This is a genomic window from Stenotrophomonas pavanii, assembly GCF_900101175.1.
Taxonomy (GTDB): Bacteria; Pseudomonadota; Gammaproteobacteria; order Xanthomonadales; family Xanthomonadaceae; genus Stenotrophomonas; species Stenotrophomonas pavanii.
In genome coordinates this window covers 410,918-437,397 of record NZ_FNFQ01000001.1, presented here as the reverse complement: position 1 = coordinate 437,397, position 26,480 = coordinate 410,918, and the positions used below count along the sequence as shown (strand labels likewise).

The window sequence follows — 26,480 nt, the reverse complement described above, 5'->3', positions numbered from 1 at the left end:
CGCACACCTCAGAACCGCTCGTCGCTGCCCAAGTAGCGCCACTGCCCCGGCGGCAGCGGCCCCAGCGCCACGCGGCCGATGCGCAGGCGGCGCACCGCCGTCACCTGCAGGCCGGCAGCCGTCACCGCCACGCGCAGGCCCTTGGCGGTCAGGCCCTTGCCGGCGAAACGCAGGCGCTGTTCGCTCTGCCAGCTCACCTTCGCGCCACCGGATTCCTGCTGCAGCCGCGCCAGCAGCCACGGGCCGCGCTCGGGGCCGCCTTCGGCCACCTCGATCAGGTATTCCTGTTCGGTGCGCCCCAAGTTGCGCTGCAGATGGGCCAGCGTGGCCGGGTCTTGGCTGACCACGACCAGGCCGCTGTCGCTGGCCGGAAGCGAAGCGCCCAGCTGCAGGCCGTGGAAATGCCGCTGCAGCGGACGGATGTCGCTGGCGTCGAGTTCGCTGCGGCTGTCACTGCTGACCAGGCCGCACAGGGTTTCGGCGGCGACGCCGGCCGGCTTGTGCAGCAGCATGCTGACCCGTTCGGCCTTTTCATCGCTGGCCTGCTCGGCCACCACGATCACCGCGCTGTCGTCGACCGGCCGCTGCGGCTGTTCCACCACCTCCCCATTGACCGTGACCCAGCCGCCCTCGATGTAGCGCCGGGCTTCGCCACGCGGGATGCCGAGCAGGGCGGACAGGCGTTTGTCGAGACGGATCGGTTCCATGGCAGGCAGGTCGGGCAGGGGGCGCGCAGTGTAGCTGCTGCGGCCGGTCAGCGCTGGCCGCGATTGGCCAGCTCGGTCAGGTACAGGCGGGTGTCGAACTCCAGCTGCAGGTAGTCCGGCTCCATGTGCTGGCACAACTGGTAGAACGCCTTGTTGTGGTCGGCTTCCTTCAGGTGGGCCAGCTCATGCACCACGATCATGCGCAGGAACGCCGCGGGTGCCTGGCGGAATACGGTAGCGATGCGGATCTCGCGGCTGGCCTTGAGGCGGCCACCGTGCACGCGGGAGATCGCGGTGTGGGTGCCCAGCGCGTGCTTGATCACTTCCAGCGTGTTGTCGTAGCAGACCTTGTTCAGCGGCACCGACTTGCGCAGGTAACGGTCCTTCAGCTCCTGGGTGTAGTCGTACAGCTGCCGATCGCTGCGCACCTCGTGCGGATCGGGATAGCGCTGCTGCAGCCAGGGGCCGAGCTTGCCCTGCGCCAGCAGCTCGCTGACCTGGGCGACCAGGGGTTCGGGATAACCGGTGAGGTACTTCAGGACTGCCATGCAGGGCCGGCGGGGCGTCGGTAGAATGGGGCATCCAAGATTACACGCGGTACGCACCGACCATGGCAAAGCCCAACGCGCTGCAGGAACAATTGCTCAAGGCCGGCCTGGCCAAGAAGTCGCAGGCCAGCGCCGCCGCACGCGAGCAGGCCAAGGCCCGCCAGGGCAAGGCCGAATCGACCTCGGCCGAGGTCCAGCGCGAGGCTGAACGCGCCCGTGCCGAAAAGGTCGAGCGCGACCGCGCACTCGCCGCCGAGCGCAACGCCCAGGCCAGGCAGGCGGAACAGAAGGCCCAGGCCCGGCAGATCATCACGGCCCACGCGGTGCCGTACAAGGGCGACGATGAGTACCGCTTCAGCGACGGCGCCGCAATCCGTACGCTGCTGATCGATCCCAAGCTGCGCAAGGCGCTGTCGGTGGGCGTGCTGGTCATCGTCGCCCACGGCGACGGCTATGCGTTGCTGCCCCGCGCCGCCGCCGAAAAGGTGCGTGAACGCACACCCGAAGCCATCATCGTCGACCACGGCCAGCCGGGCTCGACCGCCGAAATCTCCACCGGCAACGCCGAAGACGACGCCTACTACGCGCAGTTCCAGGTGCCCGACGACCTGGTCTGGTAAGCAAAAAGGGGACGGAGGGGATTAAGTCGCAATCGGCCTGATCGGATCCGTCCGCGTTCTGTTTGGCATCCTGAAGCGCAGCCGAGCATGGCTCGGCTCTACATGAAGGCCTTCCTTTTTGCCGGGGTGTATCGTCCCCATATCGGGCGACACACCTGCGGAGGATAGCCATGGCCACCGGTTGGGCAGGAGATGGCGCGGTCCAGGACCAGATCGACGCCACCGTCGATGATGCGATCGCCCGCGCGCGGCGCCAGCTGCGCGACGGCCCCGGTCTGGAACACTGTGAGGAATGCGACGCGCCGATCCCGTTGGCGCGGCGCCGCGCCGTGCCCGGCGTACGGCTGTGCGTGACGTGCCAGCAGGCGCATGACGACGAAGCGCAGGCGCATGCCGGCTACAACCGGCGCGGCAGCAAGGACAGCCAGTTGAGGTAAGGGGTGTTCGGCAGGGCTGCGCCCTGCACCCGCGGTAGTGCCGGCCGCTGGCCGGCAACAGCAACAGCTGGCATTCCGTGGGTTGGCAGGGCGGTGTCGGAGTGCGGGGACGCCGTGAACCCGTCCATGGGGGCTTGGCCGAGGCATCCATGCCGCGGACACCCCGCACTCCGACACCGCCCCGCCTCTGACAGATTTCCGCGATCGGGAGATCCCGCCGTGCGTGGATAAATCTCCATCGAAATCGAAAATTTCGATATCGGAACGATTTTTGAGCCGAGCATGGCTCGGCTCTACAGAAGAATGGACAGATCGCGGAAATCTGTCGAAGGCGGGGTGGGGCCGGTTGAGGGGGCGTGAGCCGCATGGATGCGGCGACCGAGCTTACATGGACGTACTTGCAGCGTCCCCCTCAACTGGCCCCACCCCGCGAGCCCACGAAATGCTGGCTTTTGCTGTTGCACTGGCGGTTGATGTTGATTCGGCAGGTGCAGGGCGCAGCCCTGCAAAGCCACCCTCAACCGTCGCCCTGGATGCCGCCGGGCGCCTGTGCCGGGTCGCGCCAACGGCGCACCGTGCGCTGGAAGAACAGGTTGTTCGGCAACTGCAGCACCGTGCCTTCGTGGCCGTCGCCGGTTTCCTGCAGCGTGGTGTAGATCAGGTTCACGTCGATCACCCGGCCCTTCAGGCCGGGCTTCTCGCCGTTCTCCAGCACCTCGATGTAGTCGTGCAGGCGGAACGGGCGGGTGGTGAAGATCAGCAGCGTGCAGAAGATGTTGGACAGCACGCTCCACGCCGCGAAGAAGGCCACGGCACCGACAGCGGCAAAGCCGGTGAACGCCGTCCACAGCACCGAAGGCGACGCGCCAAGCAGGCTGAGGATGTACAGCAGGGCGCTGAAATAGACCACGAAACTGCTGATCCGGCGGGCGCCCATCGCCATCTCGGGCGGCAGCGTGTAGTGCTCGGCGAAACGACGGATCAGGCGCCGCGCCAGCACCCGCAGCAGCCACGCGGCGAGCAGGGTCAGCAGGATCTTCACGGCGATGCCCACGTCATGCAGCCAGGGGTGGGTCCAGGGGGGCAGGTGATCCTTCAGCGACAACATCATGGGGCGACGACAGAGCGAGAAACGGCCCCCGATGTTACCCGGCGCGTGCAGGGGATTCGACCGCCGGGGTCCAGGCCAGGCAGACGAGCGCCTGGCGATGCTGCTGCAGGCAGGCGCGGCCGTGGTCCGGGCGCAGCTGCACTGACAGCCCCAATGCCTGGAGTACGGCGCAGGTGGCGATCACCAGCAGGGCGGCGCAGGCAGGGCTGGACATGGCAGGACTCCCGGACGACGTTTTCGCGAAGGACCTTCCATGGATGCAGCAGCCGCCGAAAAGGTTGCATCGCCCGCCGCGACGATCGGCTCTAAACCTTTTCCGGGGCTGCCGCATCCAAGCGATATGCTCGACACCACCATGCCAGCACCGCCTGCCGCCCACGACGCCATCGACGAACCCGCCCTGGTGCGGGCGGCGGCCGCCGGCGATACCGCAGCGTACGAACATCTGTACCGGCGCCATGCACCACGCGTGTTCGCCGTGCTGTGGCGGCTGTGTGGCGGCCAGCAGGCACGTGCCGAAGATGCCCTGCAGGAAGCGTTCCTGCAGGCATGGAAGGCGCTGCCGGGGTTCCGGTTCGAAAGCAGCCTGTCGACCTGGCTGCACCGTCTGGGCGTCAACGCCGCACTGATGGAGCTGCGCGGGCGCGCTGCCGGGCAGGACCACGACAGCCTGGACGAAGTCGACGGCGGCCTGCAGGAGCTGGCGGTGCACGACCGTTGTGCCGGTACCGAGCGCGACCTGGAGCGCGCCCTCGCGACGTTGCCGCCGAGGGCCCGTGCGGTACTGGTACTGCACGACATCGAAGGCTGGAAACACCAGGAAATCGCCGAGCAGCTGCAGATGGCCGTCGGCAGTTCGAAGGCACAGTTGCATCGTGCGCGCGGCTTGTTGCGCGCACGGCTGGGAGACATGACATGAGTACACACGAACACGATTCCGACCACGACCTTGTGGCACGCTTGCGCGCGCTGCCCAGCGAGCGCGATGTGCCCGCCGATGGCTGGGCACGCCTGTCGGCCCAGCTGCCGCCGCGTGAACCGCAGGCAGCACCTGCGCCAACGGACAACGTGGTGGCCCTGCCAACGCGCTCGCGCCGACGCGGGTGGCTGCCGGTCGGCGCTGCCCTGGCGGCCAGCCTGGCGGTCTACGCCGTGGCACCCTGGCGCCATGCGCAGCCAGACGCGCCGGTGCCATCCACCCTGCAGCTGCAGGCGGCGGCCATGACCGAGCAGTACCAGCAGGCCGTCGCCTCGCTGCCCGATGGCCGCGCGCCGGAGTGGCAGCCGGCGTTGCACGAACTGGATGAAAGCGCGGCGCAGATCCGTGCCGCGCTGGCGCAGGACCCGCGAGCGCCCCACCTGCTTGGACAGCTCAGGCGCACTTACGCGCTGCGGCTGGAACTGACCCGGCAGGCGGCCTATGCCGCCGAGTCCGGCCTGACGACCTGAGGAGACCCCCATGACCCGAACCCTGATGACCTGCTGTGCGGCACTGTTGCTGGTGCCCGTAGTGGCCCTGGCTGACACCCGGATCGACGAGCGTCACAACCTGGCTGCGGGCGGCCGCATCGAACTGAGCAACGTGGCCGGCAAGGTGACCGTGCGTGGCTGGGACCGCAACGACGTGCAGCTCACCGGCACGCTCAGCGACGGCCTGCAGCTGCGCCAGGAGAAGAGTGCCAACCGCGTGCGCTGGGAGATCGAGTATCCGCGCCGCAGCAACAATGGCGGCGCGACGCTGGTGCTGAACGTGCCGCGCTCGGTGGAGCTGCTGCTGAGCACGGTCAGTGCCAGCCAGGACATCAGTGGCATCGACGTGCGTCGGCTGCAGGCCGACACCGTCAGCGGCAGCCTGAGCGCGGCGGGCCGCAGTGGCGACAGCAAGCTCAACACGGTCAGCGGCAGCGTGAGCGCCCGCCTGCAGACGCCGAAGCTGGATGTGAACACGGTCAGTGGCCGTATCGACGCAGGCGGCGGCGTGTCCGGCGACATCGGCGCACAGACCGTGTCCGGGCGGGTCGAGGTCGATGCCGGCCGGGTGCAGCGGCTGGCGGTGGAAACCGTATCGGGCAGCATCGACCTGTCGGCGGCCGGGTTGGCGCCGGGCGGTCGCATCAATGTTGAATCGGTGAGTGCGTCGGTCAACCTGCGGCTGCCACGCACGGTCTCGGCGCAGCTGTCGGTGAACAGCTTCAGTGGCTCGATCAACAGCGATGCCGGCCAGGTGGAGCGCCCGCGCTACGGGCCGGGCAGCCATCTGGACACGCGCCTGGGCAGCGGCGATGGTGACATCCGCATCCAGTCGCATTCGGGCAGTGTGCAGGTGCGCTTGGATCGCTGAGCGCGGTCCGGCAGGCCGCGGCGGCAGCGCCGCCGCGGTCGGAGCGGGGTCAGCTGGCTTTTTTCAGCGCCCAGGTGGTGCCGAGGACTTCGATCTTGCCACCGGCCTTGCGGAACGCTGCCAGGTCCGAAGCGATCGAATCGCTGCTGACCACGGTGCTGGCGGCCGCGCCCTTGCGTTCGCTGCGGATGCTGTTGCTGGCCTTCGCGGGGGTCTTTGCCTTGCGGGGCATGGTTGCTCCTGTCAGGTGGAAGGGGAGGAAAGCGCCCAGGCGTCGGCCTGGCGCAGGTAGTCCTGCCGCTCGCGGCGGCAGTCATCGCCGCCCATCGAAAACTGGCGGCAGATCGCCGGGCGCTGCGAATAGATCGTGCAGCGCAGGTGATAGGGATCGATCGCCGCGCACCAGCCTTCCTCGTTGCGCGCCATCACGGCACGGCCGTGGGTGTCGCGTGACAGGAACTGGCCGGGCACGTGGTCGCCGGGCTGCAGCAGTACCGGCAACCGGCAACAGACCGCGTCACAACGGCGGCAGTCGATGGGTGCAGGTGCTGCGTCAGGTTGTAAGGCCACGGGGGCCTGGCGGGTGCCCAAAGCGGGTCTCGATGGCGGCTCCGGTAGTACGCGGACCATGAACGAGCCAGGAAGGCATGGCCGCTAGGCCCGCAGGACGGGCCAGGCTGCACTGTGGACACACACCGGCGTGGCCAGTGGAAGGTGCAGCGGTGGTTCTAGCCGACCAAGGGTAACTTAGACCCCGTAACGTTTTGTTAATCCCGGCTGGCTGCCGCCAGAGCAAGGCCCTGGACCACGCCCAACGAAGGCTCCCCATGGACCACGCGGGCCCCCGGGAAGGCCTGCGCCACCGCCTGGCGCAGGTACCCGGCGCGGGACATGCCGCCGGTCAGGAACACCGCGTCCGGGTCGCCGTCGATGTCGCTGCGGACCTGGGCGAGCAGCTCGCGGATCTGCTCCAGGTAGCCATGCGCGGCGGCGGCCAGGCCGTCGGCGCTGCTGTCGGCATGCAGGTCGCGGGCGATGTAGTCCAGCGTGCTGCGGTGCTCGCTGGCGGTGCTGAGCGCGATCTTGGCGCGCTCGACGTCGCGGTACAGGCGGGCGGTGTTGCCGGTGTCCTGCAGGGCCTGCAGGCGCGCGCCCCACGGGGCGTCGACGTGATCGTACTTGTGCAGGCGGAACTCGCGCTGGCGGGTCATGTCCTGCACGGTGGCCGCTTCGACATAGTGGTGGGCGGGCACGCGGGTGACGCCGCGGCCGAACAGTGGCATGTAGCTGGACAGGCTCAGCGCCAGGTCGATATCGGTACCGCCGCGGGCGATACCCCAGGCGCGGTGGATGCGCGGCGCGTCATCGCCGCCGACTTCGGCATGGGCGATGTCGGTGGTACCGCCACCGATGTCGACGATCACCGCCTGGTGCCGCTCGCGGCTTTCGGCGTGGTAATGCATGGCGGCCGCAGCCGGTTCCTCGAGGAAATCGATCTGGTCGAAACCGGCCTGGGTGGCGGCGTCGCGCAGGATGTCCAGCGCCTGGTCGTTGCCGGCTGCGCCGATCGAACTGCGGAACTGCACCGGGCGGCCGAGCAGGGCGGCGCGCAGCGGCTGGCCGAGCTGGGCGCTGGCGGTCAGGCGGATGTGTTCGAGGATGTGCGCGGCGATACCGGTGATGGTCTGCTTCGCGCGCGGGTGCAGGTTGTAGCCCAGCATCGATTTCGGGCTCTGCACCAGGTTGCCTTCGTGTTCCTCGAAATAGGCGTCCAGCGCGTCGTCGCCATAGACCGCGTTCTGCAGCAGGTCGCTGGCGCTGCGTTCCTTGCCGGCGCGGGCTTCCATCCATTCACGGCGCAGGGCGCGCAGGGCTTCGCGGCGCAGCGCCTGCGGCGTGCGTTGCTGGCCGGCGGCACGGGCGGCGCGCGCGGCGCTGTCGATCATCTGCTGCAGCTGGTGTTCCTGTCCGTCATCGAGCTGGAAATCGTCCGGGTCGGGTACCACGCCGGGGAAATACACGCTGGTACGGAACTGTTCGGCGTCGCCGAAGCGGATCGGCAGCAGTTTCCCCTCATGCACGATGGCGGCGGCGGAGTTGCTGGTACCGAAGTCGATGCCGAGGCGCATGGGGAGTTCCGGGGGGCGATCAGGGGCCGCGCACTCTGCTGCAGTTCGCCGCCGACTGCAAGTTTCCGCAGCCTCTGGTGCCGGCGCAGGCAGGGCCGCCGGCCGCCGCGCGCAAAGGCCCGGGGAGCCGGGCGGTTACAATGGCGGCTGTTGATTCACTTTGAGGTACTTGCTGATGTCTTCTGCCCCCGCCTGCCCGCAGTGCACGCTGGAAAACACCTACGCCGATGGCGCGCTGTGGATCTGCGCCGACTGCGGTTTCGAATGGACCGCCGAGGAAAGCGCCGGTTCCACCCTGGTCGTGCGCGACAGCAACGGCAACACCCTGCAGGCCGGCGACACCGTCACCGTGATCAAGGACCTGAAGGTGAAGGGCTCCTCGATTCCGCTCAAGCAGGGCACCGTGATCCGCAACATCCGCCTGGTCGAGGACGATGCCGAGCACATCGAAGGCAACTCGGACAAGATCAAGGGCCTGGTCCTGAAGACCTGTTTCCTCAAGAAGGCCTGACCGGCCGTCAGCGCCTGGCCTGCTGCTGCGCGCGCCAGCGGGCCAGGCTGTCCAGCTTGGCCTGGTAGCGCGCCTGCTGCGGCGCCCCACCCAGTTCCTGCGCGCGCAGCAGCTCACGATCGGCGCGCTTGAGCTGGCCGGCCAGGAAATAGGCCCGCGCCAGCCCGAAGTGGAACTGATGCGCGGTGTCGTACAGGCGCACGGCCTGCCGGTAATGGCGGATCGCCTGGTCCAGTTGGCCGGCTCGCTCGGCTTCGGCGCCCAGCATGTACTGCGCGAACGGGTCCTCGCGCTGCACCGACTGCAACCGCTGCTCCAGCGCCTGCGCCTGCACGTTCATGCCCAGCCTGCGGTACAGCGCGCTGGCGTTGGTCAGTGCCGCATCCTGGCGACCGTCCAGGCGCAGCGCCGTTTCCAGTGCCCGGCGCGCAGCGGCCGTATTGCCGATCCGGTTCTCCAGCACGCCCAGGTTGTTCCAGGTGGCGGCAAAGCCGGCGTCCTGCGCCAGCGCCGTGTTGAAGAAGGCACGTGCGCCGGTCAGATCGCCGCTGGCCATGCGTTCGGCGCCACGGTTGTTGTAGAAGTGAGCCAAGGCCCGTGCCTGGCTGATCGGCAGCGGCCCGCGGCGGTCGTACAGCACGTTGCGGTCCAGGTCGACCGTGGCGAAGCGGTCGGCGAAGCCGACCCCGGCATTGACGTGGCCCACGCTGTAGACCAGCCCCTGTGCCTGGTCCTGGTACCACGACACCACCTGGCCGACTTCCTGCACGCGCGCCTGGATGCCGGCCTCGCGGGCCAGCGCGACGAACATCAGGGTGAACGCCAGGCAGTTGGCGCGTCGCTGCTGCCAGATTTCGCTGACGGTGAGGGTCGCGTCTGCGTCGTACTGCAGGTCCAGGCCATGGCGGTCGAAGATCATCTCCACCAGGGCCTGCAGGCGTTGCTCGCGCGAGTAGCTGCGATTGATCACCTGCGTGCGCAGCATGTCGTGCATCGCCGGTGGGATCGCGAACACCTGCGGCGGCGTCGGAATCGTCGGCGCGACAGGGCTGGCCGCGACCACGGGGGCTGCGGTCGCCGCACGCTCCTGCGCGACTGCAGGGGATGCGGCCAAGGCGGCCAAGGCGGCCAAGGCGAGCAGTACGGATCGGGCGGCAGGACGGCACATGACGGTTCCCGGCAGCGGCGGGCGCTTCCGCCTGAGGGCGAGTGTAGACCTGTGCACGCACCGTTGCGGTGACCGCTGGTCGGGCCGGATGTTCATCCACAACCGGTGTGGACCAGTGCTCGACAAAGCTGTGGACAACCGCGTCCAGGCCTGGCCGGGCAAGCATTGTGAGCGGCTGGTGAAAAAATCGCCCGCTTGCCCGCCGCCGACGCAGGCGGGATGATCGGGGCATGGATTTTTCCCCGCTGACGCTTGCTCCGGCGCAGTGGCAGGCGCTGCAGGACCGTTATGCAACGCCACCACGCGCCTACCATCACTTCGGCCACGTGCGCGCGGTGCTGCAGCACTGCCAGGAGGTCGCCGACGGCCCCGGTTGGCAGCACCCGGCCGAGGTCTACCTGGCCGTGCTCTACCACGACGCGATCTACGTGGCGGGACGCAAGGACAACGAGGCGCGTTCGGCGCAACTGGCGCTGCAGGTGATCGCGCAGGCGCCGGAACTGGCGACCGTCGATGCCGCCCGGGTCGAGCAGTTGATCCTGCTGACCGCCCGCCATGGCGAGCTCGGTCCGGATGATGTCGATGCCGAGGCGGCGCTGTTCCTGGACTGCGACATGGCGATCCTGGCAGCGCCCGAGCCGGTGTTCGCCGCCTATGACCGTGGCGTGGCCGAGGAGTACAAGGGCGTGGTGCCAGGCTTCCTGTACCGGGCCGGCCGCCGTCGTTTCCTGCAGGGGCTGCTGCGTGCACCCCGCATTTTCCTCAGTGATTTCTTCCATCAACGCCTGGATGCGGCTGCCCGCGACAACCTGCGCCGCCAGCTGGATCGCTGAGTCCGCCCGCTACACTGGCGCCCGTTTCCACCGATTGCCTTCCCACCGTGTCCGTCCCTGATCCCGATCCCCGTCCGCAGCCACCCGAAGAGCCCGGTCCCAACGAATGCTGCGGCAGCGGCTGCCCGCTGTGCGTGCTGGATCTGTATGCCGACGAGCTGCAGCGTTATCGAAAGGCGTTGGCCGAGTGGCAGGCACGGCACCCGGAGGCGTCCCCATGAGCCGCGCGCGTCCGGCGGCGCTGCTGGCGACGGCGGCGCTGCTGCTGTTCCTGGCGACCGCGCTGTGGACCCAGTTCGTCCGCACCGACCTGGACTGGGTGCGGGCCACGCTGAGCCTCTACCTGCACGGGCCCTGGGGGCTGGCGTTGCGCGCGGCCTACTGCGTGCTGGCAGCGGCGATCGCGCTGCTCGGCATCGCCCTGTATCGCGACAGCATCGGCCCGCGGCGCAGCGCGGCGGCGCCGCTGCTGTTCACCGTCTCGGCGCTGGGTCTGGCCACGGTCGCCATCGGTGACAGCTGGCTGCCCGACGCCAAGCCACTGCTGGCGCCGTTCATCCATGGGCTGGCGGCCAACACCGCATTCCTCTGCGCCAGCGTCGGCATGCTGCTGCAGGCCTGGTACCTGCGCCGCGAACCGGGCTGGCAGTCTGCCGCGGGCCTGCTCTGGGGCTGGGCCTGGCTGGCCTTCGTGCTGTTGTGGCTGCACGTACTGTGGCGCGGGGGTCCGCCCCGTGGGCTGGGGCAGAAGGCCGTGATCGTGGTGATCGTGGGCTGGCTGCTGTACCTGGCGCTGGCCCTGTACCGTCGCAGCCGGCGCACCGCTGCCTGCTGAAACCCCAACGGCCTGCACCGGTACGTGCCGTGCACGTGGAGGCAGCGTATCGTGTGCGCATTCCATCGGGGATGCGACATGAAGCGTGCAGGGCTGGGCAGGGCAATGGGTGTGGTGCTGGCGCTGGCGGCGCTGCCGGCAACAGCGGCAGCGGCCGTGCAGCAGTTCAGCCATGGGCGGTTCGAGCAGATTCCGGTGCACATGCCGGCCGGTACCCCGCAGCGGGTGGTGATCTGGTTCCACGAACCGACTCCCGGTGGCGATACCAGTCGTCTGCCGATCGAGGCCCTGCGTGCCGACGGCGCGATGGTCGCCGCCGTGGACATCGCGCACCTGCGCGGCGTGCTCAAGCGCGAAGGCAACCCGACCTGTTCGTTCGGTTCCGGCGATGTCGAGAATTTCTCGCGCTGGCTGCAGGCCTCGTTGCATCTGCCCGGGTACCACCTGCCGCTGGTTGGCGGCGATGGCGAAGGCGCTGAAATGGCCTATGCGCTGGCTGCGCAGGCCGATACGCAGGTGTTCGCTGGCCTGCTGACCACCGGCTTCTGCCCGGACCACGCCCATGAGCGCATGGTCTGCGGCGATGGCGTGAAGCACAACCGGCTGCAGCCGGCCGAACTGAACTTTCCGTGGCTGAGTGCAGCCGGTGACCACGGCTGCAAGGTGGGCGAGGCCAGCCAGTTCGTGCAGCAGGTGGCGATGGCGCGCGAATTCAAGCGCACCGCGCGCGGTGATGCGTCGCCGGGCCTGGTCGCCGCGGCGCGCGTGATCGGTGCGCAGGCGGGTGTCAGCCTGGCACCGCCACCGGCCGCGCTGAAGGGCCTGCCGATAGTGGAAATGCCGGCGAGCGGCAATGGTGACACGCTGGCCGTGTTCGTGTCCGGCGACGGCGGCTGGGCCGGGTTGGACAAGGACGTGGCGTCGTCGCTCAACGAGCACGGCGTGGCCGTGGTCGGCATCGACTCGCTGCGCTACTTCTGGAGCGAGCGCACGCCGAAAGGCTTCGCCGCCGACCTGCAGAAGATCATCGACCACTACCGCCAGCAGTGGCACCGCGACAAGGTCATGTTGATCGGTTTCTCGCAGGGCGCCGACGTGCTGCCGGCCACCATCAACCAGCTCGACGCCGGCACCCGTGAAGCGCTGGAGCGTATCGTGCTGCTGTCGGTGGGCAAGAAGGCCGACTTCGAGTTCCATGTCAGCAACTGGCTGGGCGGCGGCGGCGATGGCCTGCCGATCGCGCCGGAAGTGGCCAGGCTGCCGGCGGAAAAAACGCTGTGCGTGTACGGCGACAAGGATGAGGACGCACTGTGCCCGGACCTGCCGGCCAATGACGGCGTGAAGAAGGTGAAGCTGCCGGGTGACCACCATTTCGGTGGTGACTACGATCGCCTGGCCGAAGTGATCCTCAAGGGCGGCATGTAGCGTCAAGCCATGCCGACGGCTGTCGCCGACGTGTCGACCAAGGTCGACACCTACCGGGCGGCAGGTGATGCCGGGCATGCCCGGCGGTATGGGGCGTCAATTGCGCCGCGGGTCCAGCGAGATCAGGCGCGTGGCGTCCAGCAGCGCCGCCGGCAGGTGCATGCCGCCGGGTGCCGCGAGATAGCGTGGCCGCCACTGCGGGTCGAACTTCGACTTGAAGCGGCGCAGGCCACTGAACCCATAGAAGCGTTCGCCATGCCGCGCCAGCAGGCCGGCCAGGCGGTTCCAACGGCCGGCCAGCCGATGCTGTGCCAGCCCGGACAGCGGCGCCATGCCCAGCGAGAAGCGCGCATAGCCCTGCGCCCGGCCCCACAGGAACAGCTCGATGAACAGAAAGTCCATCGTGCCCTTCGGTGCTTCGTTGACGTGGCGCATCAGGTCCACCGACAGCTCGGCACCGGCCGGCGCCTGCCACAGGTTGGCGAATGCCACGATCTGGCCTTCGGCCTCCACCAGCGCCACCGGGAAGCGCACCAGGTAATCCGGGTCGTAGCTGCCGAGCGAGAAGCCTTTTTCGTCGCCGGCCTTGTCTTCCAGCCAGGCGTTGGAGATGGCGTGCAGGCGTGGCAGCAGGCTGGGGATTTCCTCCACCGGCGCGACGCGGAACGACAGGCCGCTGCGCTTGCCGCGGTTCCAGGCCTGGCGCAGGTCGGCGCGTTCGCGGCCTTCCAGGCCGAAGTCGTGCAGCGGCACCATCGCTTCTTCGCCCAGCTTGACCAGGCCCAGGCCCAGGTCGAGATAGGTCTGCCAGTAGGTCTCGCCCACCTGATAGAACACCGGGCGCAGGCCAAGCCGGTCGGCTTCCTCGCGGAAGCGCCAGATCAGCGCGCGCGCCACGTCGGGGGGGCCGACCGGATCGCCCATCGCGATCAGCGAGCCGCCGTAGCGTTGCATCATCACGAAGCCCTGCCTGGCATCATCGCGCAGCACCGCCTTGTCAGCGGTCAGCACCAGGCAGGCCTGGGTGTCGGTGGCACCGGCCAGGACCGGCGCCAGCGATTGCAGCGTTGCTTCATCGGCGGCTGGCAGCGGGCTGCGCGTGCTGTGCAGCAGCCGTGCCAGGCCGAACATCACCAGCGCGATGGCCACCACCAGCAGGGCACGCAGCGCGCGCGGCGCGTTGCCGGACAGCGCGAACTGCCACCACAGCTCGTTCTGGTATTCGACATGGCTGTAGGTGAAGAACAGCAGCCAGGTGACCGCCACCAGCACCAGGCCGAGGTTGCGCAGCCATGGCCATGACCAGGCTTCATCCAGCAGTGCCCCCTGGCGGTAGAACTCGCGCCGTGCAGCCCACAGCGCCATCGCCACCAGTACGGCCGAGACGGCGATCAGCGGTTGGCCACCGCGCAGCCACAGCGGCAGCGGGGTGACCACGCACACCGCCATCGCCAGCATCCAGGCCGCATGGCTGCGCCGGGCCAGGCCCTGGCCGATGAGCAGCAGCGCCACGCCACTGAGGCTGCCGATCAGGTGCGAGGTTTCCAGGATCGGCAGCGAGGCGTTCACCAGGTGACGGCGCGGCGTCGGCAGTGTGCCGTCGATGACCAGCGCCGCGCCGATGCTGAACACCGCCAGTGCGATGATCTGCGGCAGCCACGGGCGCAGTGCGTTCCAGCCGGCCCGGGTCGCGCCGGCACTGGCCTGCAGCGGCTGCCGCAGCGCGGGTGCAAGCGCCAGCAGCGTGGCCAGCACCAGCGGCAGCACGTAGTAGGTGACGCGGTAGATCAGCGCCGCCGCCAGTACCGCCGCCGGCGCCACCTGCGGCAACAGTTTCAGCAGGCTCCACTCGAACACCCCCAGGCCGGCCGGCACGGTCGAGACCAGGCCGGCCAGCACCGCGACCAGGTACAGGCCGACGAAGCCGGGCAGGCCGGTTGGCGTGGAGTCCGGCAGCAGTACGTAGAACGCGGCACTGGCCAGCACCAGTTCGATCACGCTGAGCACGGTGACGCCGAGCATGGTGCGGCGGTCGGGCAGCCACAACGCATGGCCGAACACACTGAACTGCCGTCCATTGCGGCCGACCAGCAGCACCGTGCCGACATAGGCGAGCAGGGCGACGATGCCGACGATGCGCACGGCATCGGGATCCAGTGGCAATGCCAGTGCCGCCGCCGCCGGTTCCATGCACAGCGCCACACTGATCAGCAGCCACGCACCGAACACGAAGCCGAGCGTGCTCATCAGCACCACCTGGCCGATCTGCGCCAGATCGAGGCCGGCCGTGCGATAGCCGCGCAGGCGCACCGCGCCACCGGTCAGCGCGGCAAAGCCCACGGTCTGGCCAAGGGTGTGGGCCAGGAAAGCGGTGATGCCAATGCGGGCCGGATGCACGCGGATGCCGCTGCGGCGCAGGCCGATGGCATCAAAGCCGATCAGGCAGGCGTAGCTGGCCAGCCCCAGCACCACGGTCAGTGCGATCTGGGTGCCGCTGAGCTGGCGGAAGGCGTGGCGGATGGCGCGGTAGCCGTTCTCATCGAACTCGCTGGCCAGGCCGTGCAGCGCCAGGGCGAGGATCAGCAACGGGATGACGATGGTGGCGACCCGCTTCCAGGTGGGCGTGGAAGGAGCAGCGGTGGATTCGGTGGGGGCGGTCATCGGCGCAAGGGTGCGTCAGGGAGGGCGAGTGCGGTGTCAACGCGGGGCGTGGCGCATCCTGCGCCTGTTGCCGCCATTTGACCAGCGGCCGTGTCGGAGTGCGGTAGTGCGGCTGCGTGGCCGCTCGCCCCTGCACCCATCGTTGACCGGTTTGGAGGACAATGCAGGCCTGATCACCCGCAGGAGCCACGCCCATGATGGAGCGTTACGACGTCGGACCGCGCATGTCCGAAATGACCGTGTACAACAAGGTCGCCTACCTCTCCGGCCAGATCCCGGAAGACACCAGCCAGGACATCACCGGGCAGACCCGTCAGGTGCTGGCAGAGATCGACAAGTTGTTGGCGTTGGTCGCCAGCGACCGCCAGCACGTGCTGCGCGCGGAAGTGTTCCTGGCCGACATCGCCGATTTCGAGGGCATGAACAAGGCGTGGGACGAGTGGGTGGTCGAGGGTGCGACTCCCGCCCGCGCAACCTTCGAGGCCAAGCTGGCCCATGCCGAGTGGAAGGTCGAGATCGTGGTGACGGCAGCGGTGCCGTAACTGCGGGATGGGGTCAGATCCCTTTCCTGCGGAAAGGGATCTGACCCCTGTTATAGGGGCAGTAACTCGATGCAGTCCACCGGGCACGGCGGAATGCACAGTTCGCAGCCCGTGCACAGCTCGGCAATCACCGTGTGCATGTACTTGGCACCGCCGACAATGGCATCCACCGGGCAGGCCTGGATGCACTTGGTGCAGCCGATGCAGTCGGCTTCCACGATCAACGCCACCTGCGGCGCCTTGTGCTCGCCGCGCGAACGGTCGAAGGGCAGCGCCGGGACACCCAGCACCTGGGCCAGCGCGCGTGCACCGGCATCGCCGCCCGGCGGACAGCGGTCCACGCCGGCCTCACCGCGCGCCATCGCCTGCGCGTAGGGGCGGCAGCCGTCATAGCCGCATTGCCCGCATTGGGTCTGCGGCAGCAGGCGGTCGAGGCGTTCGGTGAGGGGCGGGATCAGGCTCATGCGTGGCGAAAGGCTGCGCGTCAGGGTCACTTCAGGGGTTTGCCACGGAACCAGCGCTCATGCGCCAGCGCCAGCATCGGCTTGTCTTCGGAACTGTCGCCGTAGGCATGGATGCGCACATAACGCGACAGATCGAACTGGCGTCGGATGTGCTCGACCTTGCGCGGGCCACAGTCGCCACCGGCGTAACGGCCGGTCAGGCGCCCCCCCTGGCTTTCCAGCCGGTTGCAGATCAGCTGCAGGCCCAGCGGCTCGCACCACGGCCGCAGGTACAGGTCCAGCGAGCCGGACACGATCACCACGGTGTGCTGCTGTTCCTTGTGCCAGCGGATCTGTTCGAGCATCTCCGGTCGCACCACCTCGGGCAAAACCTCGCGCGAGAAGCCGGTCGCGAGCGTGGCGATGTCATCGCTGTGGCGGTCGCTGAAGGTCAGGCGGGTGACGCGTGCGCGGATGCGTTCGGCCGAGATCAGGTTCAGCTTGTACGCCGCCAGCCACGGACCGACCTTCCACCACGCCTGCGCCAGCTGTTCGGCAGTGGCCACACGGCGCAGGAAACGGCCATAGGTATCGCAGGTGGTCACGGTGTGGTCGAAGTCGAACAGCGCCAGTTCCATTCCGTCGCCTTCCATCACGTTGCCTCCGCTGGCCATGGGCACCGGCGGGCGCGGCCCTGGCCACGCCCGCTGCAGGCATCAACGCACCGGCATGCCCGGCTGCGCGCCGCTGTCGGCGTCCAGCAGCGCCAGCGCGCCACCGTCGAAACCGGCCGACAGGATCATGCCTTCGCTCAGGCCGAAGCGCATCTTGCGCGGGGCCAGGTTGGCGATGAACACCACGCTGCGGCCGACCAGCTTTTCCGGCTCGCCGTAGCTGCCACGGATGCCGGAGAAGATCTGGCGCTTGCCCAGTTCACCGGCGTCCAGTTCGAAGCGCAGCAGCTTGTCCGAACCGTCCACGAACTCGCACACCAGCACCTTGCCGATGCGCAGGTCGAGCTTGGCGAAATCATCGATGCCGATGTAGGCCGGGGCGTCGGCGCCCTTGGCTTCGTCCTTGGCAGGTGCCGGTGCGGCCGGCTTGACCGCTTCGGTCCTGGCGGCGGGAGCGGCCGCGGCGGCCGGCTGCAGGGTGTCCTTGGAGGCGTCGATCATGGCGTCAATCTTCTTCGGGTCGATACGGGTGAACAGCGGGGTGTAGTCGGTGATGCGGTGGCCCAGCAGCGGCTGTGCCAGTTCGGTCCAGTCATTGACCGGCGCGGCCAGGAAGGCCTCGGCCTGCGCGGCGGTGGCCGGCAGCACCGGCTTCAATGCGGTGACCAGCACGCGGAACAGGTTTAGGCCCTGGCTGCACACGGCCTGCAGCTGCGCGTCGGCGCCTTCCTGCTTGGCGATGACCCACGGCTTGACGTCGTCGATGTAGCGGTTGGCTTCGTCGGCCAGGGTCATGGTCAGGCGGATCGCCGCGGCCGGGTCGTTGCGCTCGTAGGCTTCACGGATCGGCGCCAGGCCGTCGACGAAGCGCTGGTACTGCGCCGCGTCGGGCAGCTGCGCGGCCAGCTGGCCGTCGAAGCGCTTGCTGATGAAGCCGGCGCAGCGGCTGGCCAGGTTGACGAACTTGCCGACCAGGTCGGCGTTGACGCGGGCGATGAAGTCACCCAGGTTCAGGTCAAGATCGTCGACGCCACCGCCGGACTTGGCGGCGTAGTAGTAGCGCAGCGCCTCCGGTTCCAGGCCGGCGTCGAGGAAGGTGCGGGCCATCACGAAGGTGCCGCGCGACTTGCTCATCTTGGCACCGTCCACGGTCAGGTAGCCGTTCACGTGCAGGCGCGTCGGCGCGCGATGGCCGGTCCCGTGCAGCACCGCCGGCCAGAACAGGCCGTGGAAATTGACGATGTCCTTGCCGATGAAGTGGTGCAGCTCGGTGGCGGTGCCGGCGCGCAGGTGCGCGTCGAAGTCCTCGCCGAGCTTGCCGCACAGGGTCTGGAAGCTGGACAGGTAGCCGATCGGCGCATCCAGCCAGACGTAGAAGTACTTGCCCGGCTGGCCGGGAATCTGGAAACCGAAGTACGGCGCATCGCGCGAGATGTCCCATGCGCGCAGGCCACCTTCGGCGTTGAGCCACTCGCCCAGCTTGGCCTTCACCCCCGGCAGGGCGACATCGCCGGCCAGCCATTCGCGCAGGAACGCATCGAAGTGGCCCACCTCGAAGAAGAAGTGTTCCGAATCGCGCATTTCCGGCGTGGCGCCGGAAATGACCGAACGCGGCTCCTTCAGGTCGGTCGGCGCATAGGTCGCGCCGCACACTTCGCAGTTGTCACCGTACTGGTCGGGGCTGCCGCAGTTCGGGCAGATGCCCTTGACGTAGCGGTCGGGCAGGAACATGCCCTTGGCCGGGTCATAGAACTGCGCCACCGACCGGCGGCTGATGTGGCCGGCCGCTTCCAGCTTCAGGTAGAACTGCTCGGTCAGCGCCTTGTTGGCCGCCGAGTTGGTCGAGTCGTAGTGGTCGAAGGCCACGCCGAAGGCAGCGAAGTCACGTTCGTGGCTGGCCTGGATGTTGGCGATGAAGGTTTCCGGGGTGACCCCGGCCTTTTCCGCGGCCAGCATGATCGGCGTGCCGTGGGTGTCGTCGGCGCAGACGAACCAGGTCTTGCCGCCGCTCATTCGCCGCGCACGCACCCAGATGTCGGCCTGGATGTAGCCGACCAGGTGGCCCAGATGCAGCGGGCCGTTGGCGTAGGGCAGGGCGGTGGTGACGAGCGCGGTACGGGTCATGGTCGCGGGGTGGATCCAAGGGGAACCGCAGATTATCGCACGCCCGCAACGGCGTGACCCGGCCGGGGCCGGGTCACGGGAATGAAGCGCGGGCGGGTGCTTACTCGCGCTGCCAGGTCTGCGCGCGGCAGATGAAGGCGATGCAGCCGGACACGTCCAGCCGGGTGCCGCCAGGCTGCAGTTCCATCTTCGACTTGTAGGTCTTGCCGTTGGCCGGGTCGAGGATGGTGCCGCCGGACCACTTGTTGGCACCGTCGGGCTTCAGGTTCCAGAGAATGGTCATGCCCTTCACCGGCTTGTTCTTGTTGGCGCCTTCACAGCCGTCACAGACCGGGTTCGGGCCCTTGTCCGAGTGCAGGATGTCGACCACTTTGCCGCTCAGCGTGCCGTTGGCGGCCTGGGTGATCTCGACGATCGACTTCACCTTGCCGGTCTTGTCGTCGATGGTCTTCCAGCGGCCGGCGGCGCCGTCGGCGGCCTGCGCCGACAGGGCGGCCAGGCACAGCGGCAGTGCCAGCAGCAGGGTCTTGAAGGTGTTGCGCATGGTCCCCTCCCAGGGTTCATTCCGGCACGGTGCCGGTACGGGTCGACTGTATACCCATTCGGCGGGGTATGGGGAAGAGGGTCTTTGCAGGGCTGCGCCCTGCACCTGCGGTAGTGCCGGCCGCTGGCCGGCAACCTCAACGGCAACGGCAACGGCAACCGCAACGGCAGCGGCGGGATTCCGTGGGATGGCGGGGCGGTGTGGGTGGGCAGGACACGCCGTAAACCCATCCCTGGGGGCTCGATGGCGCCATCCATGGCGCCAACGGTCCTGCCCACCCACACCGCCCCACCTCTGACAGATTTCTGCGGCTGTGGGTAGATGTCGACCTTGGTCGACACAGATCCATGCCACGCATGGATGACGTTTCCGGTGGCGGCGATGGGGTCAGATCCCTTTTCCGTCGGAAAAGGGATCTGACCCCCAGGAACGTCAACCCACTTCGTACAGCTCCAGCGGCAGGCCGTCGGGGTCGGCGAAGAAGGTGAAGCGGCGGCCGGTGTATTCGTCCACGCGGATCGGTTCGCACGCCACGCCATGCGCTGACAGGCGCTGGATGAACGGCTCCAGCGTGGCGACCCGGAACGCAAGGTGGCGTAGCCCCTGCGCTTCGGGGCGGCTGGGACGGGGCGGCGGCGAGGGGAAGGAGAACAGCTCCAGCTGGCCACCGTCGGGCAGGGCCAGGTCCAGCTTCCAGGAATCGCGCGCGGCGCGATGGTTCTCGGCCAGCACGCGCAGGCCGAGGATGCGCACGTAGAAGTCCTTCGAGCGCGCGTAGTCGCTGCAGATCAGTGCGGCGTGGTGGATGCCCAGCAGGGCGTCGGATTCGATGTCCATTGCAGCGGTCATTGCAGCACGTCCAGCCAGCGCTGGGCGATCTTCTGCGCCAGCGGGTAGGGCTCGGGGGAATTGCGGTTGGTCAGCACGATCACGGTCAGGTGCTTTTCCGGATGGCGCACGATCACGTTGCGGAAGCCGATGCTCTCGCCGCTGTGCCATTGCACCGGGCCATTCAGGCGCCAGCCGAAGCCGTAGTGCGGCACATCCGGTTCGGGCGTTGACGTGGCCGGGCTGAACATCGCGCGGCGCGAGGCCTTCGACAGCAGGCGGTCGTCGTACAGCGCCGCATCCCAGCGGGCCAGGTCGTCCAGCGAGGAATAGATGCCGCCATCACCGAGCACGGCACTGGTGGTGCTCTGGTCGGTGCGCTGCCAGCGGCCCTCGAGCCAGCTGTAGCCGTAGGCCCGCGCGGCAACGGTGTCGACGCCGTCCTGGTGGGCCACGGTATGGGCCATGCCCAGCGGGCGGAAGATGCGCTGCTGCAGGAAGGCGGCGAAGTCCTGGCCGGAGGCGCGGCCGACGATCAGTGCCAGCAGCGCATAGCCGCTGTTGCTGTAGTGATACTGCGTGCCGGGCGCGGCGTTCAGCCGGTCCTGGTGCGACAGCAGGGCCAGTACATCGGCGTCGTGCACCTGACGGCTGTCGGCCGGATCCATCAGGTCTTCGTAGTCGAGCAGGCCGCTGGTGTGCGAGAGCAGCTGGCGGATCGTGATGGCGGCGGTAGCCGGCGGCAGTTCGGGCAGCCAGCGCCGGGCCGGCTGGTCCAGCCCGAGCCGACCGTCTTCCACCAGCAGCAGCACCGCCGCAGCGGTGAACTGCTTGCTGACCGAGGCCAGCCGGAAGTTGCTTGCGGGGGTGACGGCGGTGCCGTCCTCCACCACCGCCAGGCCGTAGCCACGGCGGAACACCGGTTGCCCGTCGTGCAGCACCAGGACTGCGGCGCCGGGCACCTGGCCATCGTAGGCCTGCATCAGGCCGTCGACGCCGGCGTCCGGTGGGGTCAGCACCGGCGCGGCGGTACCGGCCAGAGGCAGCAGTCCCAGCACGGCGGCGAACAGGGCGACGGCAGGGCGCATGGTGGCTCCGCAGCGGTCAGGGTGAAGGGGCGGGCGTGGCGGTGGCCGGCTGTGCCATCCAGCGTTCCATCTTGCGGTCCAGCACGTCCAGCGGCATCGAGCCGTCCTTCAGCAGTTCGGCGTGGAAGCGGCGCAGGTCAAAGGCTGCACCCTGCCGTGCCCTGGCCTTGTCGCGCAGGGCGACGATGGTGGTCAGGCCGGCGACGTTGGACAGCGCCTGGCCGGGCTGGGCCATGATCCGCTCCACCTCGGCGTTGGCGTCGTCACTGCTCATGTCCACGGTCTTCTGCAGGTAGCTGACGGCCTGCTGCTTGCTCCAGCCCTGGGCGTGCACGCCGGTATCGGCCACCACGCGGGCGGCACGCAGCAGGCGCGAGTACAGGTAGCCGATGCGGTCGTAGGGATCGGTGTAGATGCCCAGGTCTTCGCCCAGCGTTTCGGCGTACAGGCCCCAGCCTTCGACGAAGGCGAGATCGCCACCGAGGCGGCGGAAGCGCGGCAGCTTGGCCAGCTCCTGCTGCAGGCCCAGTTGCACGTGGTGGCCGGGAATGGCTTCGTGCAGGTACTGCACCGGCACGTTCCAGCGCTTGCGGCTGGGCAGGTCGCGGGTGTTCACGTACAGCACGCCCGGTTGCCCGGCCGCAGACGGCTGATAGGCCGCCGCGGCGGCGGTCAGCGCACGCTCCGGTTCCACCGCGCGCACGTCCAGCGTCGACTTGGGCAACGTATCGAGCACCTGTGGCAGGCGTGCGTTGACCTGCTGCTGCACCTGGCGGTAGCGGTTGATCAGCGCGCTGGCATCGCCGTACTGGAACTGGCGGTCGTTGCGCATGCTGCGCAGCAGCTTGGTCGGTGTGCCGCGCAGCCTGGCGTCCTTCATCACCGTGGCGATCTGCGCCTGCAGCTCCTGCACGCGTTGTTCGCCCAGCGCGTGCAGCTGCGTGGCGGTCTGTTCGCTGGCCGTGGTCTGCACGATCAGGTTGGCATACCAGGCCTGGCCATCGGGCAGTGCACCCAGCCCGCTGCTGGCGCGCGTGGCGGGCAGGTATTCGGTGGCGATGAAGCCGCGCAGGGCGCGGTAGGCCGGCATGATGCGCAGCTCGATCATGCGCTTGTATTCGGCGCTGATGCGCGCCTTGTCCTCGGCCGTGATGGTGTTCGGCATGGTACGGATCGGCGACCAGAAGATGCTCTCTTCGGCGGTCGGCTTGATCACCGCATCCAGCTGCGGCAGCACCTTTTCCATCAGGTCGCGCGGCTGCACCACGCCGGCCTTCATGCCCTGGCGCATGTTGTCGATGGCCTGGTCGAACAGCTCGGGAATGCCGAGCGATCGGCGCGACCACGTGTCGTAGTCCTGCACGGTGTTGAACGGCTGCGCGCCGGCACCGGAACCGAGGATCGCCATGATGCTGCCGATGTTGTAGTACTGGCTGATCGGCATCATCCAGCTCGGGTAGCGTTCGGCGGCCAGCGAGGCGCGCGCGTCGCGCACGAAGATCTCGTAGCTGAGCAGGTCCTGGCCCTGCAGGCCGTCACTGCCGAGTTTTTCGACCTTGCCCAGCCACTGCGTGGTGAAGTCGTGCGACTGCTGGCGCCAGGCGGCGGACAGGATGTTGGGCAGCTGGTCGTTGTAGCGCGACTCCCCCTGGAACGTGGCCTGCAGCGGGTTCAACCGCATCGAGGCATCCCAGTATTCATCGTACAGGCGCTCCAGCTGCACCTGCTTGGGCACGGCGCGGGCCGGTGCGACCGGACGCGGCGCGGCGCGGCGCGCCGAACTGCCGCGGGTCGGCGCGGTGGCGCGCGCGGGCCTGGCCTTGGGCTTGGCGGCCTGGCGGGTCTGCGCGGCGGCAGGGCGGCTGGCCTTCTTCTTCGCTGCCTCGGCCGACGGCACGGCACTGAACAGGAACAACGCGGCGATGGCGGCGGCCAGGACGCGGGTGGGATGCGGCATCAGGAGCTTCCGTGGAACACAGACCGTGGAGCTTGCACGATCCGGCCGCGTACGGCCAGCGTGAAGGCGCAGTCAGCTTTTCGCCGCTGGGGCTTCAGTCAGCCGCGGCCGCGGCGCGCAGCGCGGCGGCCCGGTCGGCGCCCAGATAGCGGGTGATCGCCCGCCGCATCAGGTACAGCAGCGGAATCAGCGCGATCGCAAAACCCATCTTGTAGATGTAGTTGACGCTGCTGACGGCCAGGAACAGCGAGGTTGGCCAGTGCTGCGGGCCGAGCACGAAGGCGATCCAGATCACCACGAAACTGTCCACCACCTGCGAGATCGCGGTCGATCCGGTCGCACGCAGCCACACGTGGCGCTCGCCCGTGGCCTGGCGGATGCGATGGAACACCGCCACGTCGATCAGCTGGCCGAGCAGGAAGGCCACCAGTGAACCGGCGATGGTCCACATGCCCTGGCCGAACACCGCCGCGAATGCGGCCTGGTAATCCGGCACGCCGTGGCCGTCCATCGAGGTGACCCACCAGCTGGCCGGCGCCAGCGAGATCGCTGCGAAGGCGAACAGGAAGCCGTAGGCGATCAGGACCACGGCCAGCCACGAGATGAAGCGCACGCCGCGCTTGCCGAAAAACTCGTTGATGGTGTCGGTCATGATGAACACCACCGGCCACAGCAGGGTGCCGGCGGTGAAACTGAGCGAGCCGGTCTGGCCGAACAGGTTCCAGTTCAGCGGGGCGATGCCGAGCGTGTCTTCCAGCGCGAAGATCTTCACCCCGATCAGCTCGGCCAGCACCGCATTGCCGCAGAAGAACGCGGCCAGCACGATGAACAGCAGCACCGCACGGTCCTGCAGCGGGCGCTCGATCGGCGCGGTGGTCATTCGGCGCGTTCGCCGGCGCGGGTGAACGGTACGCTGGACGGCGCGACCGCGCCGCCGGAAATGATGAAGCTCATGGCCTGGTCGACGGTCCAGTCGGTTGGCGTCAGCAGCTCCACCGGCACGATTTCCAGGTAGCCCGAGGTCGGGTTCGGCGTGGTTGGCACGTATACCGCAGCCAGCTCACGGTCGGTGCCGTGTTCCTTGATCACGCGGGTGACCAGCCCGACCGACTTCATGTCGCGGTGCGGGAAGTCGATCAGCACCACGCGCTGGGTACTGCCCGGCTCGGTCTGCAGCATGTCCAGCAGCTTCTTGGCGCTGTCGTAGATGATGCTGGCCAGCGGAATGCGCTTGATGACCGCACCGACCCAGCGCAGCAGGCGCTGGCCGAGCACGCGGCGGCTGGCCACGCCCACCGCCAGGATCACCAGCAGGGTGGCCAGCAGGGCGATGGTGTCCTGGATCCACTCGGCACGCACCCAGCCCAGGTAATGCGGGAAGCTCGTCGCGATCTGCTCGGAAAGCGGCACCACCAGCGGGCTGGAAATGCCTGACAGCAGCACGAACACGAACTTGACCACGACCCAGGTCAGCCAGATCGGCAGCAGGGTCAGCAGGCCGGTCAGGAACAGGCGCTGCAGGGAAGGGCGGGGGACCAGGGCGGGGGCTTCGAGCGACATGCGCGCATTGTAGCGGCCACGGCCGGTCGATTACGCTGGGGAATCGACTGCGGCAACGACACATGGAAGGGAAGCTGTGTTGAAGATTCTGCGCGGACTGGGCTGGACCGTGGCCGGCCTGCTGGTGCTGGCCATCGTGGTGTGGGGCGCCTCGCGCATGTGGCCGGTGCCGGAATCGCGGCTGCAGGCCCAGCAGCGCCTGCAGGCGCGCCTGCCAACCCAGGGCCACAACGGTTTTGCGCTGCTGTGGACGCTCGCGTTCGATGATCTCGACACGCGCCAGCGCGAACAGGCGCTGGCGGGGGATGTGCGACGCTGGGAGGCGGATGAGCGTGGCGAAAACGTCGCCCGTCCGCAGCTGGCAGAGGATCACCACGCGCTGCAATCGCGGCCGGCAGCCAGCTGCGGACCGACCGCCAGCGACTGCCTGCGTCAGGTGCGCGCCGATCCGCAACGCTTCATCGATGCCCACGCGGGCCACCAGCAGTTGCATGCGCGCCTGGACCAGCTGGCCGATGCGGACCACTTCGCATCGCCGTTCCAGCCCCGGGGCGAGGCCATCCTGGTGCCGTTGCCGACCTATGGCCTGATGATCGATGCCACCAGCGCACGCGCGCTGGCGTTCGTGCAGGGTGATATCGACGGCGCCCTGCGCGGCAGTTGCCGCGGCCTGCAGCTGGGGCGCCGGCTGCTGACCGGCGGCAGCTACCTGGTGGACAGCATCGTCGGCGCCAGCCTGGTGCAGGCCAATGCCCAGCTGCTGGCCGACATGCTGGTCGAACTGCCGGCCGACCACCCGCTGCCGGCCGAATGCGAGCAGGCGATGCGGCCGATGCTGGCCCCCGAACAGAGCCTGTGCCGGGCGATGCAGGGCGAGTACGCGATGGCCCGGGCGGCGATCGAAACCTCGGCGCAGGCATTCGGCGGTGTGCTGGTACTGGATCGCAACAGCACCCTGGCACGCGCCGCCGGCAACATGGGCTGGGCCTGTGGAGCCGCGGCCACGGCCGCGCTGGAAGCGGACCGCCCACTGCCGGTGCCTGCGCCGCCGCAGCACGACTTCGGCTGCCTGTCGAATCTCATGGGGTGCGTGCTGACCGATATCGCCGGCCCGGCCTATCCCGCGTACGCGTCGCGGCCCCAGGATGCCGCGGCGATGGTGCGGCTGATCGGCGCGCAGCGCTGGTTGCGGCAGCAGGCCGAAGACCCGGTGGATGCGTTGCAGCACCTGCCGGACCGGTTCCGCTCACCGGTGCGGGCACCGCAGCTGTCGGCCGATGGCCGCCGCCTGCAGGTGCCGCGGCGTTCACCGGCGCGCAGCAGCGACGAGAGCCCGTGGCTGTCGGTGCCGCTGGTGATGGAGAACGCCCCGGGCGCTGCTGTGCGCGACTGAC

The 26,480-nt window shown here is 68.6% G+C and carries 30 protein-coding genes; 12 read left to right on the top strand and 18 right to left on the bottom strand.

The window, feature by feature from the left end:
- Positions 1-8: 8 nt before the first annotated feature.
- Both BLS66_RS02110 and BLS66_RS02105 read right to left on the bottom strand, forming a co-directional pair.
- Entirely contained in the window at positions 9-707 is a 699-nt protein-coding gene (locus tag BLS66_RS02110; protein WP_057493166.1) for an RNA pseudouridine synthase, read from the bottom strand.
- A 47-nt stretch (positions 708-754) separates the two neighbouring features.
- A complete protein-coding gene (locus BLS66_RS02105) occupies positions 755-1,255 on the bottom strand; it encodes a M48 metallopeptidase family protein (protein WP_043035443.1) in 501 nt (166 codons plus the stop codon).
- Positions 1,256-1,317: 62 nt separating this feature from the next.
- Here BLS66_RS02105 and BLS66_RS02100 point away from each other — a divergent pair, with 62 nt between their 5' ends.
- Together BLS66_RS02100 and BLS66_RS02095 are read left to right on the top strand one after the other, a co-directional pair.
- Positions 1,318-1,875, top strand: a complete 558-nt coding sequence (locus BLS66_RS02100) for a DUF2058 domain-containing protein (protein WP_057493167.1) — start codon at positions 1,318-1,320, stop codon at positions 1,873-1,875.
- Positions 1,876-2,045: 170 nt separating this feature from the next.
- Positions 2,046-2,312, top strand: a complete 267-nt coding sequence (locus BLS66_RS02095) for a DksA/TraR family C4-type zinc finger protein (protein WP_074724969.1) — start codon at positions 2,046-2,048, stop codon at positions 2,310-2,312.
- Positions 2,313-2,829: 517 nt separating this feature from the next.
- Here the strand turns inward: BLS66_RS02095 and BLS66_RS02090 are convergent.
- Together BLS66_RS02090 and BLS66_RS02085 are read right to left on the bottom strand one after the other, a co-directional pair.
- Complete coding sequence (locus BLS66_RS02090; RefSeq protein WP_080355517.1) at positions 2,830-3,423, bottom strand: mechanosensitive ion channel domain-containing protein; 594 nt, start codon at positions 3,421-3,423, stop codon at positions 2,830-2,832.
- Positions 3,424-3,457: 34 nt separating this feature from the next.
- Positions 3,458-3,637: a hypothetical protein gene (locus BLS66_RS02085; RefSeq protein ID WP_049465095.1), complete on the bottom strand. Its 180-nt coding sequence runs from the start codon at positions 3,635-3,637 to the stop codon at positions 3,458-3,460.
- Between the two features lie 126 nt (positions 3,638-3,763).
- Between BLS66_RS02085 and BLS66_RS02080 the strand changes: the two genes are divergently transcribed.
- The 3 genes from BLS66_RS02080 to BLS66_RS02070 are packed head-to-tail and all read left to right on the top strand — an operon-like array spanning position 3,764 to position 5,764.
- A complete protein-coding gene (locus BLS66_RS02080) occupies positions 3,764-4,342 on the top strand; it encodes an RNA polymerase sigma factor (protein ID WP_053506545.1) in 579 nt (192 codons plus the stop codon).
- The gene (locus BLS66_RS02075; protein WP_074724968.1) at positions 4,339-4,872 is read left to right on the top strand and encodes a hypothetical protein; all 534 of its coding nucleotides are present in this window, start codon (positions 4,339-4,341) and stop codon (positions 4,870-4,872) included. Before BLS66_RS02080 ends, BLS66_RS02075 begins: the two co-directional genes overlap by 4 nt.
- Positions 4,873-4,882: 10 nt before the next feature.
- A complete protein-coding gene (locus tag BLS66_RS02070; protein ID WP_049465089.1) occupies positions 4,883-5,764 on the top strand; it encodes a DUF4097 family beta strand repeat-containing protein in 882 nt (293 codons plus the stop codon).
- A gap of 49 nt (positions 5,765-5,813) precedes the next feature.
- Here the strand turns inward: BLS66_RS02070 and BLS66_RS02065 are convergent, their stop codons facing one another.
- From BLS66_RS02065 to BLS66_RS02055, 3 genes are all read right to left on the bottom strand, one after another.
- Positions 5,814-5,996: a hypothetical protein gene (locus BLS66_RS02065; RefSeq protein WP_005410566.1), complete on the bottom strand. Its 183-nt coding sequence runs from the start codon at positions 5,994-5,996 to the stop codon at positions 5,814-5,816.
- Positions 5,997-6,007: 11 nt separating this feature from the next.
- The gene (locus BLS66_RS02060) at positions 6,008-6,301 is read right to left on the bottom strand and encodes a YkgJ family cysteine cluster protein (protein WP_053462562.1); all 294 of its coding nucleotides are present in this window, start codon (positions 6,299-6,301) and stop codon (positions 6,008-6,010) included.
- 230 nt (positions 6,302-6,531) lie between these two features.
- Positions 6,532-7,893: an Hsp70 family protein gene (locus BLS66_RS02055; RefSeq protein WP_074724967.1), complete on the bottom strand. Its 1,362-nt coding sequence runs from the start codon at positions 7,891-7,893 to the stop codon at positions 6,532-6,534.
- Positions 7,894-8,068: 175 nt separating this feature from the next.
- On the opposite strand from BLS66_RS02055, the gene BLS66_RS02050 reads away from it, so the two are divergent.
- Positions 8,069-8,404, top strand: a complete 336-nt coding sequence (locus tag BLS66_RS02050) for a zinc ribbon domain-containing protein YjdM (protein ID WP_010482882.1) — start codon at positions 8,069-8,071, stop codon at positions 8,402-8,404.
- A 7-nt stretch (positions 8,405-8,411) separates the two neighbouring features.
- Here the strand turns inward: BLS66_RS02050 and BLS66_RS02045 are convergent, their stop codons facing one another.
- Positions 8,412-9,572, bottom strand: coding sequence for a transglutaminase domain-containing protein (locus BLS66_RS02045; RefSeq protein WP_074724966.1), 1,161 nt, complete (start codon positions 9,570-9,572; stop codon positions 8,412-8,414).
- Between the two features lie 230 nt (positions 9,573-9,802).
- Between BLS66_RS02045 and BLS66_RS02040 the strand changes: the two genes are divergently transcribed.
- From BLS66_RS02040 to BLS66_RS02025, 4 genes are all read left to right on the top strand, one after another.
- On the top strand, positions 9,803-10,405 hold the full coding sequence (locus tag BLS66_RS02040) for an HD domain-containing protein (RefSeq protein WP_053461010.1): 603 nt from the start codon (positions 9,803-9,805) through the stop codon (positions 10,403-10,405).
- A gap of 47 nt (positions 10,406-10,452) precedes the next feature.
- Complete coding sequence (locus BLS66_RS02035; protein ID WP_074724965.1) at positions 10,453-10,626, top strand: oxidoreductase-like domain-containing protein; 174 nt, start codon at positions 10,453-10,455, stop codon at positions 10,624-10,626.
- On the top strand, positions 10,623-11,240 hold the full coding sequence (locus tag BLS66_RS02030) for a DUF998 domain-containing protein (protein ID WP_074724964.1): 618 nt from the start codon (positions 10,623-10,625) through the stop codon (positions 11,238-11,240). The genes BLS66_RS02035 and BLS66_RS02030 overlap by 4 nt, the downstream gene beginning before the upstream one ends.
- Before the next feature lie 78 nt (positions 11,241-11,318).
- Positions 11,319-12,665: a virulence factor family protein gene (locus BLS66_RS02025; RefSeq protein ID WP_074724963.1), complete on the top strand. Its 1,347-nt coding sequence runs from the start codon at positions 11,319-11,321 to the stop codon at positions 12,663-12,665.
- A gap of 96 nt (positions 12,666-12,761) precedes the next feature.
- Here the strand turns inward: BLS66_RS02025 and mprF are convergent, their stop codons facing one another.
- Positions 12,762-15,326, bottom strand: a complete 2,565-nt coding sequence (gene mprF / locus BLS66_RS02020) for a bifunctional lysylphosphatidylglycerol flippase/synthetase MprF (protein WP_053506551.1) — start codon at positions 15,324-15,326, stop codon at positions 12,762-12,764.
- 194 nt (positions 15,327-15,520) lie between these two features.
- Between mprF and BLS66_RS02015 the strand changes: the two genes are divergently transcribed.
- A complete protein-coding gene (locus BLS66_RS02015; RefSeq protein ID WP_049465077.1) occupies positions 15,521-15,868 on the top strand; it encodes a RidA family protein in 348 nt (115 codons plus the stop codon).
- 50 nt (positions 15,869-15,918) lie between these two features.
- Here BLS66_RS02015 and rnfB read toward each other — a convergent pair whose 3' ends face one another.
- The 9 genes from rnfB to BLS66_RS01970 form a co-directional block, all read right to left on the bottom strand.
- Positions 15,919-16,332, bottom strand: coding sequence for an Rnf electron transport complex subunit RnfB (gene rnfB, locus BLS66_RS02010; RefSeq protein ID WP_049465097.1), 414 nt, complete (start codon positions 16,330-16,332; stop codon positions 15,919-15,921).
- Positions 16,333-16,358: 26 nt separating this feature from the next.
- Positions 16,359-16,949 carry an HAD family hydrolase gene (locus BLS66_RS02005; protein WP_049465076.1) on the bottom strand — a complete coding sequence of 197 codons (591 nt, stop codon included), beginning with the start codon at positions 16,947-16,949 and terminating at the stop codon, positions 16,359-16,361.
- Positions 16,950-17,027: 78 nt separating this feature from the next.
- Positions 17,028-19,109, bottom strand: coding sequence for a methionine--tRNA ligase (gene metG, locus BLS66_RS02000; protein WP_064238965.1), 2,082 nt, complete (start codon positions 19,107-19,109; stop codon positions 17,028-17,030).
- A gap of 100 nt (positions 19,110-19,209) precedes the next feature.
- On the bottom strand, positions 19,210-19,653 hold the full coding sequence (locus tag BLS66_RS01995) for a DUF2147 domain-containing protein (protein ID WP_049465074.1): 444 nt from the start codon (positions 19,651-19,653) through the stop codon (positions 19,210-19,212).
- Positions 19,654-20,085: 432 nt separating this feature from the next.
- Entirely contained in the window at positions 20,086-20,490 is a 405-nt protein-coding gene (gloA2, locus tag BLS66_RS01990) for an SMU1112c/YaeR family gloxylase I-like metalloprotein (RefSeq protein WP_057494626.1), read from the bottom strand.
- An 8-nt stretch (positions 20,491-20,498) separates the two neighbouring features.
- A complete protein-coding gene (locus BLS66_RS01985; RefSeq protein WP_074724962.1) occupies positions 20,499-21,569 on the bottom strand; it encodes a serine hydrolase domain-containing protein in 1,071 nt (356 codons plus the stop codon).
- Positions 21,570-21,585: 16 nt separating this feature from the next.
- Positions 21,586-23,526, bottom strand: coding sequence for a DUF885 domain-containing protein (locus BLS66_RS01980; RefSeq protein WP_074724961.1), 1,941 nt, complete (start codon positions 23,524-23,526; stop codon positions 21,586-21,588).
- A 94-nt stretch (positions 23,527-23,620) separates the two neighbouring features.
- The gene (locus BLS66_RS01975; protein ID WP_053461001.1) at positions 23,621-24,406 is read right to left on the bottom strand and encodes a queuosine precursor transporter; all 786 of its coding nucleotides are present in this window, start codon (positions 24,404-24,406) and stop codon (positions 23,621-23,623) included.
- Positions 24,403-25,086: a DUF502 domain-containing protein gene (locus BLS66_RS01970; RefSeq protein WP_049427719.1), complete on the bottom strand. Its 684-nt coding sequence runs from the start codon at positions 25,084-25,086 to the stop codon at positions 24,403-24,405. The genes BLS66_RS01975 and BLS66_RS01970 overlap by 4 nt, the downstream gene beginning before the upstream one ends.
- Before the next feature lie 76 nt (positions 25,087-25,162).
- On the opposite strand from BLS66_RS01970, the gene BLS66_RS01965 reads away from it, so the two are divergent.
- Positions 25,163-26,479 carry a hypothetical protein gene (locus tag BLS66_RS01965; protein ID WP_074724960.1) on the top strand — a complete coding sequence of 439 codons (1,317 nt, stop codon included), beginning with the start codon at positions 25,163-25,165 and terminating at the stop codon, positions 26,477-26,479.
- Position 26,480: the final 1 nt, after the last annotated feature.